Source organism: Pseudonocardia sp. MH-G8, from assembly GCF_002262885.1.
Lineage (GTDB): Bacteria > Actinomycetota > Actinomycetes > Mycobacteriales > Pseudonocardiaceae > Pseudonocardia.
In genome coordinates, this window is record NZ_NKYF01000001.1 from 610,088 (window position 1) to 622,840 (window position 12,753).

Below are 12,753 nucleotides of genomic sequence, written 5' to 3' on the forward strand. Positions count from 1 at the left end.
TGCGCGGCTCGGAAGGATCACCAGAGGTGGTCGCTCCGGGCCGCGCGTCGGCATGCCCGCAGCCGCACGCCGGACTGTCGCACCCGGCCACCATGGGGATCCCCCGATGATCACGGTCAGTGATCATCTGCCGGTCCCGCACCGGGGCGTCGTGGCAACAGGAGGTGCCGTTCGGCGCAGCTGCGTGTGTCGTCACCGTAGGGTTTCCCCGTGAGCAGCGCCGGTCGGCAACGTGGGACGCGAGCCCTCGACCCGCGCCGGCACGTGCCCCGCACCGACGCGGTCCTGGACGATCCCCGCGTCGCGGCCGCGGTGCCGATGCTGGGCCGGGCGCTGGTACGGACGGCGGTGGGCGCCGTGCAGGAGCGGGTCCGGCGGGGCGAGGTGCCGGCCACGCACGAGGCGGTCGTGGAGGCCGTGCTCGCCGCGCTGCCGCCCGTCCCCGCCGCGTTGCGGCCCGTCCTGAACGCCACCGGCGTGCTGCTGCACACCAACCTGGGTCGCGCACCGCTGTCCGACGCCGCCCGCGCCGCGGTCGACCTCGCCGCGGGCACCTGCGACGTCGAGCTGGACCTGGCCACCGGCGCGCGCGGTCCGCGCGGTGCCAGCACCGTCGACGCCCTGCTCGCCGCCGTCCCGGGCGCGGCGGCGGCGCACGTCGTGAACAACGGGGCCGCCGCGCTCGCCCTCGTCGCCGCCGCGCTCGCAGGCGGGCGCGAGGTGGTCATCTCGCGCGGCGAGCTCGTCGAGATCGGTGACGGCTTCCGCATCCCGGAGCTGCTGGCGGCGGCCGGCGCGCGGCTGCGGGAGGTCGGCACGACCAACCGCACCAGCCGGGACGACTACGCCGCGGCGATCGGCCCGGAGACCGCGCTGATCCTCAAGGTGCACCCCTCGAACTTCGTCGTCCGCGGGTTCACCCGCTCGGTCGGCGTCCGCGCCCTGGCAGGACTCGGGGTACCGGTGGTGGCCGACATCGGCTCCGGCCTGCTCGCGCCGCACCGGCTGCTGCCCGACGAGCCGGACGCCGCGGGCACCCTCGCCGAGGGCGCCGCCGTCGTGACGGCGTCGGGGGACAAGCTGCTCGGCGGCCCGCAGGCCGGGCTCCTGCTCGGCGCGCCGGGCGCCGGGGCGGAGCTGGTGGGCACGATGCGCCGCCACCCGCTGGCCCGGGCGCTGCGGGTGGACAAGCTGACGCTCGCCGCGCTCGAGGCCACGCTGCGCGGGCCCGCCACGCCGGTGCGCCAGGCCCTGGACGCCGACCCGCGGACGTTGCGCGCCCGCGCCGACCGGCTGGCGGTCGCCCTCGCCGAACGGGGCGTGGACGCCGTGGCCGTCGATTCGGGCGCGGCCGTCGGCGGCGGCGGCGCCCCCGATGTCGCGCTGCCGAGCGCCGCGGTCTCCCTCCCGCCGCACTACGCCGCGGCCCTGCGCGCGGGCGACCCCGCGGTGCTCGGACGCACCGAGCACGGGCGCTGCCTGCTCGACCTGCGCGCGCTCGGCCCCGCTGCCGACGCCGATCTGGCCGCAGCGGTGCTGGCGTGCCCGCCGACGTGCACGTCGTCATCCATGTCCCCATGCATGTCGTAGCGACGGCGGGTCACGTCGACCACGGGAAGTCGACGCTGGTCCGCACCCTCACCGGGATGGAGCCCGACCGGTGGGCGGAGGAGCGCAGGCGCGGGATGACGATCGACCTGGGGTTCGCCTGGACGAGGCTGGCGTCGGAGGCCACGATCGCGTTCGTCGACGTGCCGGGCCACGAGCGGTTCGTCGCCACGATGCTGGCCGGCGTCGGTCCGGTGCCGGCCGCGCTCCTGGTGGTGGCCGCCGACGAGGGGTGGATGCCGCAGTCCGCCGAGCACGTGGACGCGCTGTCCGCGCTCGGGGTGCGCCACGGACTGCTGGTGATCACCCGCAGCGATCTGATGGACCCCGCCCTCGCCCTCGACGACGCCCGTCGCCACCTCGCCCCCACACCGCTCGCGGACGTGCCCGCCGTGGCCGTCTCCGCGGTGACCGGCGCCGGCACGGACGCCCTGCGCACCGCGCTCGAGGGCCTCGTCGCCGGGCTGCCCGATCCCGATCCCGGCGCGGACGTCCGGTTGTGGATCGACCGCGCGTTCACCATCCGCGGCGCGGGGACCGTCGTCACCGGCACCCTCGGCGCCGGCCGCCTCCGGGTGGACGACGAGCTCGAGCTGCGCACGGGCACGGGCACCCGGCGCGTGACGGTGCGGGGGCTGCAGTGCCTCGGGGTGGCCGTCGACGAGGCTCGCGGGGTGGCCCGGGTGGCGGTGAACCTGCGCGGGACGCCCCGCGAGAGCGTGCGGCGCGGGGACGTCCTGCTGACGCCCGGCGCCTGGCTGGGCACGGACCTGCTCGACGTCCGGCTGCACGGCGTGCGCACCGATGCGCCGGCACCGGATCCCCGCGGCCTACCCGCCGAGCTGACGCTGCACGTCGGCGCCGCGGCCGTGCCGGCGCGGGTGCGCCCGCTCGGAACGGACACGGCGCGGCTGCGGCTGCGGCATCCGGTGCCGCTGCGCATCGGTGACCGTGCCCTGCTGCGTGATCCCGGCCGCCGGGTCGTGGCGGCGGGCCTGACCGCGCTCGACGTGCGCCCGCCCGCGTTGCGGCGCCGGGGGGCCGCCGCGCGGCGGTCCGCCGCGCTCACCGCGCTGCCGGCCGTCGCCGATGCGGCCGGTGAGCTCGCGCGGCGTGGCCTGGCCCGGCGCGCCGAGCTGCTGGCGATGGGTGTGGCAGCCGACGACGTCGACGCCGTCGCGGCCGTCCGCGCCGCGGGCTGGCTGGTGGACCCGGCTCGGGCCACCGCGTCGGCGGACGCGCTCGCCGACGCGGTGGCCACGCACGACGCCGCCGACCCGCTGGACCCCGGCCTGCCCGTCGAGGCCGCGCGCCGCGCGGCCGGGCTGCCCGATGCGCGGCTGGTGGAGGCGGTGCTGTTGCGGGCGGCACCGGCGCAGGCGGCACCGGGGAACAGCACGCTGCGGCTGCGTCACGGGCGCGTGGTGCGCGACGCGGAGCCCGCGCTCCCGGCCGCGGTGCGGACCGCGATGGACGCCCTGCGCCACCAGCTGGAGCGCGACCCGTTCGTCGCCCCGGAGGCGGACCGGCTCGCCGCGCTGGGGCTGGGGCCGCGCCAGATCGCGTCGCTCGTGCGGGCCGGGGAGCTGATGCGCATCGCCGACGGCGTGGTGCTGCTGCCGGGTGCCGACGAGCGTGCCGTGCAGGTCCTCGCCGGCCTGCCCGAGGAGTTCACGATCAGCACCGCACGGCAGGCCCTCGGGACGTCCCGACGCGTGGCCGTTCCCCTACTGGAGCTGCTGGCCCGGGCCGGACGCACCACGCGCACGCCCGACGGACGACACCGCGTCAAATGAGGCGTGCTCCAGGTGGCACGCGGGACCGCGGCGCCTTACGGTGAGCCACGATGTCCGAGACGCGCGAGAACCTGCCGTCAGACCCCCCGTCCGTGCGACGTGGGGGCGACGCCGATGACCAGATCACCCTGACCACCGCGCGGCCGGCGGCGCAGCAGGTCATCATCACCGTGGGGGGTGAGGTCGACATGCTCACCTCGCCCCAGCTGCGCTCCCTGGTGCTCGACCAGTTCGAGCCCGGTGCCGGCGTGGAGCTCGTGGTGCTCGACCTCGACGGGGTCACCTTCCTCGGCACGAGCGGGCTGGCGGTGCTCATCGAGGTGCGGGAGGCGGCTCACGCGGCGGGGGTCGAGCTGCGGCTGGCCTGCACCGCCCGCCGGGTGCTGCGACCTCTCACGATCGCCGGGCTCATCCCGCTCTTCGACATCCACGACACGATCGACGGAGCGCTCGCGGCTACCTGACCAGCACGTCTTCCCCGCGGCCGGGTGTGAGCTGCATCACATCCGGCATGGGGCCGCGTGGCGGCGTTTGGCCTGCCGACCCCCTGGGAATCAGCACCTCGGTCGCCCGGAACGTCGGGCACGAACGACAAGAGGTGACGATGAGCGACGTTTCCCGGCTCCCCGGCCCCATGGACCACGCGTGGCAGTGGCAGCGCCTCGGCTCGTGCCGCGGCATGGACAGCGGCGTCTTCTTCCACCCCGATGGCGAGCGCAACCCGTCCCGCTCGCGGCGCACGGCGCAGGCCAAGGAGGTCTGCCGACGCTGCCCGGTGATCGAGCAGTGCCGCGAGTTCGCCCTGCAGACCCGGGAGCCGTTCGGTGTCTGGGGCGGGCTGGCCGAGGCCGAGCGCCGCGTGATCCTCGAGCGGCGTGGTGTGCCCATGGCGAGCTGAGCCACGGTCGAGAAGCACACGAGGGGCGGATCCCAGCGGGATCCGCCCCCGGACGTCGTGCTCACCGCCTGCCGGCGGCCGCCAGTTGCGGGCAGTGGTAGCGCAGCAGCGGGATGCCGTAGACCTGCGCGACCCGTTCGGCTGCGCGGTTGACGGCGGCCCGGGCGGGGTCGCCCGGTTCCGGTGCCGGGGCGAGGCAGTAGACGCCGGGCTCGGGATCGAAACCGATGAGCTCGCTCAGCGCGGCCACCAGGTCCTCATCGGCATCCGCCGGGAGCGGGTCGGGCAGCCCCAGCCGGTGCAGGCGCAGGTCGGACAGGCCGAGGCGGGCGACATCCGCGCGCAGCTCCTGGCCGGCTCGATCGAGATCGTCGTCGTCGGGGTCGCCGTGGCCGTGGCCGTGGCGGTCGGCGACCACGAGGATCTCGGCCTCCGGAAACCCGCCGACGAGTCGCACGAGATCGGATCCGGGGTACAGCAGTTCCGCGGCGTGGACGGTGATCGCGACGGCGCGGGCGGACGGGGGTACGGCGAACCGGCCGGTGGCCGCCACCACCACCGGCTCGGAGACTGAGGCCTCCGGCACCGCGACCATGTGCACCACGTCCCCCTCGACCGGCTGGACGTCCCGCCCCCGGGAACTGCCGGTTCGTCGCCGAGTCAACTCCCACCGAATGCCGTTCGAACCCCATACCGGCGGTACGAACGCCGAATGGGCACCGAGGATCCGTGAATGGCCGGCTACTGCGGGGTAGCGTCCACGCCCCGCCGCTCGCGCCGCTCGGCGCTCGCCGCCGACCTGCGGTAACGCCGAGGGACGGAGGTCATCCGTCGAGGCGCACGGCCAACAGGGCGACGTCGTCGCGCGGCCGGATCGGGCTGCACGCCGCGAGCACGCGCTCCACGAGCGCGTCGGCAGCGATGTCCGCGGGCAGGCCCGTCACGGTGGACTCGAGGAGGTCCGCCCGCGCGTCCGCGTCCTCGCCCGCGATGTCGGTGAGCCCGTCGGTGTAGAGCAGCAGCAGCGTGCCGGGCGGGCAACGCAGCTCGGCCTCGGCCCGACCCGGTCCGGTCCGCCTGCCGAAGCTGCGGACCGCGCCGATCATCGGCGAACGGTTCTCGTCCAGACGCGCCAGGGTGCCGTCGGGAAGGAGCACGAGCGGCGCCGGATGGCCGGCGTTGGCGTAGCGCAGCAGGCGGTGCCCGTCCGAGCCGGGCGGTTCCAGACGCGCGTAGACAGCGGTGGCCATGGCCGCCATCTCCAGTCCCTGCACGAGCTGGTCGCAGCGGTCGAGCACCAGGCCGGGCGGCCCGCCGTCCCAGGCGTAGGAGCGAAGGACACCCCGCAGCTGCCCCATCGCGGCCGCGGCGATGAGGTCGTGGCCCACGACGTCGCCGATCGCCAGCCCCAGCGCGCCGTCGGGCAGGTCGAGCACGTCGTACCAGTCACCGCCGACCTGGTTGCCGACGACACCGGCGCGGTAGCGCGCCGCCACCTGCACCCCGTCGACGTCCGACACCACGGGCAGCAGGCTGCGCTGCAGCGTCGCGGCGGCGGCGTGCTCGGTCTCGTAGAGCCGGGCGTTGTCGACGGCGAGGCCGGCCCGACCGGCGATGTCCGTGGCGAGGTGCAGGTCGCGCTGCCCGTAGCGGCGGCCGTACGGGTGCTGCGTCATGAGGGTGAGGGCACCGAGCACCCGGCCCCGCGCGCGCACCGGCAGCACCATCACCGACCGCAGGCGCAGGGTGTCGTAGACGGCGGCGGCCGCCGGGTCGTCGGGGTAGCGGTCGGCACCGCGCTCGGGTAGCTCCCCCACCAGCACCGGCTGGTCGCCCGCCAGCACGCTCCCGGTGTCGCTGCCCGCACCCACGTGGTAGTTGCGCAGCTGCCCGAGCTCGCGCAGCCGTTCCTCGTCGCCCGGATCGCGGGCAGCGACCGCGAGCCTGCGCGGCACCCCCTGCCCCGGCACGTCCAGCACGTCGACCGCGCACATGTCGGCGAGCTCCGGCACGAGGCTTCGGGCGAGCCGTTCGCACGCGTCGACCACGCCCAGCGCCACCGTCATCTGCGTGGTGGCCTCGGCGAGCAGCCGCAGTTGCGCGCGCGCCTCCTCTGCCTCGGCGAGCGCGGCCAGGCGCTCCTGCTCGACGGTGACCCGCTCGGTGACGTCGTTCTGCACGCCCACGAAGTTGACCAGCTCGCCGGCACCGTCGAACACCGGGGAGAGCGCCACCTCGTTCCAGAAGGCCGAGCCGTCCCGCCGGTAGTTGAGCAGGACCTCGGTGACCGGCACCTGCCGGGCCACGGCCTCGGCGATGCGCCGCACGGTGGCCGGATCGGTGTGGGCGCCCTGCAGGAACCGGCAGTTGCGCCCGACCGTCTCCTCGACCGGGTACCCGGTGAGGGTCGAGAACGAGGGGTTGGCCCAGACGAGCGGGTTGTCGTCCCGGCGCGGGTCGGTGATCGTGAAGGACATCCCGGTGGCGACGAGGGCGCGGTCGCGCAGCACCTCCAGGCGCGGCGGGCCGTCGGGCTCTGCTCCCGGCAGCGGCTGCAGCACCATCAGCGCGAGCCGCTCCAGCCCGGCGGCCACCCCGCCCAGCGGGAAGCCGGTCATCCACAACAGCCGGTCCGGCACGGCGACGAGCTCGCCCGCCACCGGCGCCCCGCTGGCCAGCACCGAGAGCGGCGAACCCGGACCCCGCGCCGGGTGACCCCCCGGTGCGGTCAGGCCCGCGGCGTCGGCCCACGCGTCGACGCCGACCGGTAGCTGCACCCGGGCACCGGTGAGCGCGGCGGCCGCGGCGTCCATCTGCACGATCGCGCCCTGCGCGAGGTCGATGACCAGGACGGCGGCGGGTGCCGGCTGCTGCCCCGGCGGGAGCACGGCGACGCCCGCCCCCTCGAGGTCCACCCGATCCGCCACCTCGTCAGAGTAGGGAAAGAACCGCGCGAGCGCGTTGCCACGAACCGGGCGTTCCTCGGCGCTCGGCTGCGGGCGCGGCCGGGCGGCGTGGCCCCGTTAGGGTGGTCCGATGCGTCCGGGGCGAGCCGATGTGGTGGCCGAAGATCTACTGCAGCTCATCCTCGACGGCACCTTCCCCGTAGGCGGCGCCCTGCCCAGCGAATCCGACCTGGCGGGCCGGTTCGGCGTCAGCAGGCTCACGGTGCGCGAGGCGATCCGCTCACTCGTCCACACCCGGGTGCTGGACGTCCAGCAGGGGCGCTCGACCCTGGTCAACCCCACTGACAGGTGGTCGCCGCTGGACGGCAGGCTCCTGCTGGCCCGCAGCCGCTCCGGTGGCGACCCGCTGCTGCTGCCGCGGCGCCTGCTGGAGGCCCGCCGGGCCGTCGAGGTGGCGATCGTCGAGCTCGCGGCGGCACGGCGCCAGGAGTCGCACCTCGAGCGCCTGCACACCCTGCACGAGCAGATGCTCGACGGGCACGCCCGAGGCGACGCGGTCGCCACGGCCGAGGCCGACCTCGCGTTCCACGCCGCGCTCTTCGACGCGGCCGACAACGTGTTCCTCGACGCGCTGTTCGAGCCGCTGGCGGGCGTGCTGCGGGCGATGCGCCAGGAGACCTCGGCCGTGCCGGACTTCCGCAGCCACGCCCTCGACCGGCACGCCGCGATCCTGCGGGCCGTCGAGGCGGGCAACCCCGCCGCCGCCCGCGCGGCGATGGAGGCGCACCTGCAGCAGACCGAGGACGACGTCGAGCGCTACCTCGGTACTGCTGCCGGCACGCCTGCGGTCACCCGATCTTGAGCCCGAAGACGCTCAGCAGCGTGTAGATCCCGAGCAGCCCGATCGCCACGCTGCTCACGCCGAGGGCGATCGAGAAGCCCCGACCGCCGTAGAGACGCGGGTCGGTCTCGGTGCGGCGCAGGTAGTAGACCGCGACCACCACGGCGACGAGGAACACGCCCGTCATCACGCCGCCGATCTGCACCATGATCACCGGCGACTGGATCGTCATGAAGCACACGCCCCAGATCACCGGGAGCGCCACGGTGAAGACCCGGATCCAGCGCAGCCGCGCCACCGGGTCCTGCCAGTCCAGCACGCCGAACGTGGCGAGCAGGTTCGTGTACATCCGCGCCCAGCTGGGGATCGAGGCCCACATCGTCGAGCCCAGCACCGCGATCGCCCCGACCAGGAAGATCACGCCGGCCCACTCGCCGAGCGTGTCGGTGTAGATGCGGGACAGGGTGGTGATCATGCCGTTGCCCTCGGGCACGAGGCCCTGCGGGTTCAGCACGGCCGCGCCCATGAGGTAGAAGGCCAGCGTGCCGAAGGTGTAGATCACCCAGGACACCGCGGCGTCCTTGTACATCACCCGGATCCAGCCGTTGGCGCGGCGGACCCACGCCTCGCTGCCGTCGTTGGGCCCGACCCAGCGCGCGTAGCCCTTCTCGACGCACCAGTAGGTGTAGAAGGTGATCTCGTCGGCCCCGACGCCGGTGATGCCGAACATGGCGACGGCGGCACCGACCGCACCCGCCGGGATCAGGAACATCAGACCACTGCCCAGGTCACCCGCGCTGTATCCGAAGGGCGTGAGCGGCAGCCCGAGTGCGATGAGCACCGTGACGACCGAGAAGACCACCACGAGCGCGACGGCGCCGCGCTCGATCAGCGAGTAGCGGTTCGAGTACAGCATCGTGATGCTGAAGGCGGCGAGCACGACCGTCCACAGCAGCAGGGAGCCGAACCCCAGCGGCTCCCCGACGATCGGGAACAGGATGCTGAACGCCGCCGCCGTCCCGCCGATGATGCCGCCGAGTTGCAGCAGCTTGGACAGCGCCAGCAACGTCCACAAGACGTTGACCCAGCCGATCGGGCCGATCCGCGGCGGCACCTTGTTGTAGCCGGTGAGCGCCGGTTGGCCGGTCGCGATCGTCCAGCGCGCCAGCTCCACCTGCAGGGCGACCTTCACCAGCGTGCTGATGATCACCAGCCACAGCAGCGCGAACCCGGCCTCGGCTCCCAGCGTGGTGGTGGCGATCAGCTCGCCGGAGCCCACGATCGACGCGCTGAGGATCAGTCCCGGCCCCAGGTAGCGGAAGCTGTTGCGCCACCCGACCGGCGGCTCCTTGATGCCATCGGCCGTGAGGGTGTACGGGTCAGCGAGATCGAGCCCGCCCGACTTCTCCGTGCTCTCGGACATCCTCGTCCCTCTCACTCATCTGATGTCTTGCGGGAGGATGGTGTCCTGTTGAGGGGGGCACGTCAATGTCGGAGAGGCCTCCGTCCGGTCAGCGCACGTAACGATCTGCGCAACACGGGGTAGAGCAGGACCAGCAGCGTGATCACCAGCAGCGCCGCGCTGATCGGCCGCGTCAGGAACTGCGTGAGGTCCCAGTTGGTCTTGATGACGCTCTGCATGAAGTTCTTCTCGACGATCGGGCCCAGCACGAGCCCGAGCACCACGGGCGCCAGCGGGAAGCCCGTGCGCTCCAGCAGGTAGCCGAGCACGCCGAGCGCGAGCATCACGCCGATCTCGAGGTAGCCGTTGTTGATCGAGAACGCGCCGACGACGCAGAACGCGACGATGATCGGCATCAGCAGCGCCGGCGGGACCCGCAGCAGGGCGCCGCTGGACCGCACCGCGAGGTAGCCCAGCGGGATCAGCAGCAGGTTGGCCAGGATGAAGACCAGGTAGATCCCGTACAGCAGGGGTGCCTCGGCACCGAAGAGCTCCGGCCCCGGCTGCACGCCCTTGACCAGCAGCACGCCGAGCAGGATCGCCGTGATCGTGTCGCCGGGAATGCCGAACACGAGCGTCGGGACGTACGCCGAGGCCAGCGCGGCGTTGTTGGCCGAGCCCGCCGAGACGATCGGCTCGACGTGCCCATCGCCCTTCCCGAAGAGGTGCCCGTCCTTCGAGGCGTTCTTGGTGGCCGCGTACGACACCCAGGCCGCGATGTCGCCGCCCGCACCGGGTAGCGCGCCGATCGCGCCGCCGATGACGTTGCCGCTCACCACGCCGCGGCGGTAGCGCCACAGCGCGCGCCGCGTGTCGCGGAACATCCCGCGCGTGCGCAGCCGCACCGGCTCGATGCGCCCGGGCGGGTGCAGCACGTTGCGCAGCACCTCCGACAGGCCGAAGAGCCCGATCATCGCGGGGATGAAGCTGATCCCCTGCAACAGGTCGGTGCTGCCGAACGTGAAGCGGGCGTAGCCCAGCGCGATGTCGATCCCGACCGTCGCCAGCAGCAGCCCGATGCAGAGCGAGATGGCGCCCTTGAGCTGCGACCCCTGCGAGATGATCACGGATGCGGTGAGGCCGAGCACCGCCACCCAGAAGTACTCGTACGAGGTGAACTGCAGCGCGAACTCGGCCAGGGCGGGCGCCGCCACCATGAGCACGACGGCCCCGACGATGCCGCCGATCACCGACCCGCCGAGCGCGACGCCGAGGACCAGCGCCCCGTTGCCGGCCTGCGTCTGGCGGTAGGCGTCCTCGGTGTAGGCGGCGCTGGCCGGCGTGCCGGGCATCCGGACCAGCGCCGAGGGCAGGTCCCCGGAGAAGATCGCCATCGCCGACATCGTGATCACCGCCGCGATCGCCGGCAGCGGGTCGAGGAAGAACGCGAACGGCACCAGCAGGGCCGTCGCCAGCGTGGCCGTGAGGCCCGGGATGGCCCCGATGAACAGTCCGTAGACGGCCGAGGCGAGCACGACCACCAGCAGCGTGGGGTCGGCGAGCATCCCGAACGCCGTTGCGAGGTCTCCCATCCCTATCCCAGCCCCAGCAGGCCGGTCGGCAGCGGCACGAGCAGCAACTCCTGGAACAGCAGCACGACGATCCCGGTGGTGGCCGCGGCGGCCAGGGCCGCGACGAGGGGTTTGCCCCCGAGCAGCCACATCAGCAGGAACAGCAGCACGGCCATCGTCAGCAGGAAGCCGAGCACCTCGGCCAGCAGCAGGTAGGCGACGACGAGCCCGACCACCGCGAGCGCCCGGACCACGCCCTGACCGGTGACGGGGGCCGCGGGCGCCACCGGCCGCCCGCGGGCGAGCACGGCGCGCACGACCAGCACCAGCCCGAACACGAGGAGCAGCGCGCCGACGATCCCCGGGAAGAGCGCGGGGCCCGGCTGCCCGTCCGGCAGCTCGGGGAACGTGCGCACGTGCAGCACCACCGCCGCGCCGAGCGCGGCCGCGAGCAGGGCGGCAACCAGGTCGTGGCGCCACGGGACCGCCGCGGGAACCGGTCCGGCGACGGGCGCCGCGTCGGCGGGCGGGGGTCCGCCCGTCACGCGGCCAGCCCGGCGGCGCGCATGATCTCGCCCTTCTCCGCGTCCTGCTCGGCCAGGTACTCCCCGAAGCCCGCGGCGTCGCGCCAGACGATGCCGAACCCGGCCGTACCCATGAACTCCTCGTACTCCGGGCTGTGCACGATCCCGTCGAGGTGGCAGGAGAGCTCGGACACCACGTCCTCGGGCAGGCCCTCGGGCCCGGCGATGCCTCGCCAGGCGGCCATCGTGAAGTCGAGACCCTGTTCGCGCAGCGTGGGCACGTCCGGGAACTTCGCGTCGCGCTCCTCGGCCATCACCGCGAGGGCCTTCGCACGCCCGGCCTCGATCATGGTCTGGTTCTCGACGAGGCTCGCCGTCGAGACGTCGATGCCACCGGCCACGAGCTCCTGCAGCGCGGGCGCTGCGCCCTCGCTCGGCACCCAGCGGATCGCGTCGGGCGGCAGCCCTGCCTCGAGCAGCATGCCGGCGCGGGAGAGGTCCCAGATCCCGCCCCGACCGGTGCCCGACGCCGTGGCGGCACCGGGCTGCCCGGCCGCGGCGAGCAGCTGCGAGACGTCCGTGAACGGCGAGTCGGCGCGGACCGTCACGCCCGCCGCGTCGGAGTTGACCAGCCCGATCGGCGTGAGCTGCTCGTGGGTCAGGTCGGTCAGCCCCTGCCAGTGCATCATCGTGATCTCGACGGTCGCGAGCCCGATCGTGGTGCCGTCCGGGCGCGCGGTGGCGATGGCGCTGTGCCCCACCACGCCGCTGCCACCCGTCCGGTTCACGACGTTGACCTGCGTCTCCAGCCGCTCGCCCAGGGCGGTGCCGATGTAGCGGGCGACGCTGTCGGTGCCTCCACCCGCGGCCCACGGCACGATCAGCTCGATGGGGCGGCTGGGGAAGTCGGGTGCGGTGTCGCACGGGGACGCGGGTTCACCGCCTCCACCACCCGCCCCTCCTCCGCAGGCCGCCAGCACCATCACCAGCGCGGCGGGCAGGGCAGCGAGACGAGTGCCTCGGACTAACGACTTCACGGCAGCTCCAGTCGGCGGTGACGGTGCGTGCGGCGATGATGGTCACCCGCGCCCGACCGGGTCAATAACATTCTTTTCTGGCTACCATTCTTCAACTAGCAGTATTCGCGATCCGGATACTGGCACTCGCCGCACCGGACCCGGTGCCGTTGCGACCCACGGCGTCGAGC

The 12,753-nt window shown here is 74.1% G+C and carries 11 protein-coding genes; 5 read left to right on the forward strand and 6 right to left on the reverse strand.

All coding sequences use genetic code 11. From position 1 onward, the window contains the following. The first annotated feature begins 210 nt into the window (after positions 1–210). From selA to CFP66_RS02795, 4 genes are all read left to right on the forward strand, one after another. On the forward strand, positions 211–1,590 hold the full coding sequence (gene selA, locus CFP66_RS02780; RefSeq protein ID WP_094920142.1) for an L-seryl-tRNA(Sec) selenium transferase: 1,380 nt from the start codon (positions 211–213) through the stop codon (positions 1,588–1,590). Next, positions 1,578–3,404 (forward strand): SelB C-terminal domain-containing protein, encoded by a 1,827-nt coding sequence (locus CFP66_RS02785; RefSeq protein WP_094921436.1) that lies wholly within the window; start codon positions 1,578–1,580, stop codon positions 3,402–3,404. The genes selA and CFP66_RS02785 overlap by 13 nt, the downstream gene beginning before the upstream one ends. 50 nt (positions 3,405–3,454) lie before the next feature. Continuing rightward, positions 3,455–3,868, forward strand: a complete 414-nt coding sequence (locus CFP66_RS02790; RefSeq protein WP_094920143.1) for an STAS domain-containing protein — start codon at positions 3,455–3,457, stop codon at positions 3,866–3,868. Positions 3,869–4,008: 140 nt separating this feature from the next. Continuing rightward, complete coding sequence (locus tag CFP66_RS02795; protein WP_094921438.1) at positions 4,009–4,302, forward strand: WhiB family transcriptional regulator; 294 nt, start codon at positions 4,009–4,011, stop codon at positions 4,300–4,302. Positions 4,303–4,363: 61 nt separating this feature from the next. On the opposite strand, the gene CFP66_RS02800 is transcribed toward CFP66_RS02795, so the two are convergent. Further along, positions 4,364–4,897 (reverse strand): hypothetical protein, encoded by a 534-nt coding sequence (locus CFP66_RS02800; RefSeq protein ID WP_143517083.1) that lies wholly within the window; start codon positions 4,895–4,897, stop codon positions 4,364–4,366. 229 nt (positions 4,898–5,126) lie between these two features. After that, positions 5,127–7,229 (reverse strand): SpoIIE family protein phosphatase, encoded by a 2,103-nt coding sequence (locus CFP66_RS02805; protein WP_143517084.1) that lies wholly within the window; start codon positions 7,227–7,229, stop codon positions 5,127–5,129. 109 nt (positions 7,230–7,338) lie between these two features. Here CFP66_RS02805 and CFP66_RS02810 point away from each other — a divergent pair, with 109 nt between their 5' ends. Then, positions 7,339–8,070 carry a FadR/GntR family transcriptional regulator gene (locus tag CFP66_RS02810; protein WP_094920146.1) on the forward strand — a complete coding sequence of 244 codons (732 nt, stop codon included), beginning with the start codon at positions 7,339–7,341 and terminating at the stop codon, positions 8,068–8,070. Here CFP66_RS02810 and CFP66_RS02815 read toward each other — a convergent pair. From CFP66_RS02815 to CFP66_RS02830, 4 genes are all read right to left on the reverse strand, one after another. Beyond that, positions 8,057–9,472 carry an Nramp family divalent metal transporter gene (locus CFP66_RS02815; protein ID WP_094920147.1) on the reverse strand — a complete coding sequence of 472 codons (1,416 nt, stop codon included), beginning with the start codon at positions 9,470–9,472 and terminating at the stop codon, positions 8,057–8,059. The genes CFP66_RS02810 and CFP66_RS02815 overlap by 14 nt on opposite strands. 62 nt (positions 9,473–9,534) lie before the next feature. After that, entirely contained in the window at positions 9,535–11,043 is a 1,509-nt protein-coding gene (locus CFP66_RS02820; RefSeq protein WP_094920148.1) for a tripartite tricarboxylate transporter permease, read from the reverse strand. A 2-nt stretch (positions 11,044–11,045) separates the two neighbouring features. Continuing rightward, positions 11,046–11,567, reverse strand: a complete 522-nt coding sequence (locus tag CFP66_RS02825; protein WP_094920149.1) for a tripartite tricarboxylate transporter TctB family protein — start codon at positions 11,565–11,567, stop codon at positions 11,046–11,048. Continuing rightward, entirely contained in the window at positions 11,564–12,583 is a 1,020-nt protein-coding gene (locus CFP66_RS02830) for a tripartite tricarboxylate transporter substrate binding protein (protein WP_198961214.1), read from the reverse strand. Before CFP66_RS02830 ends, CFP66_RS02825 begins: the two co-directional genes overlap by 4 nt. Positions 12,584–12,753 lie beyond the last annotated feature (170 nt).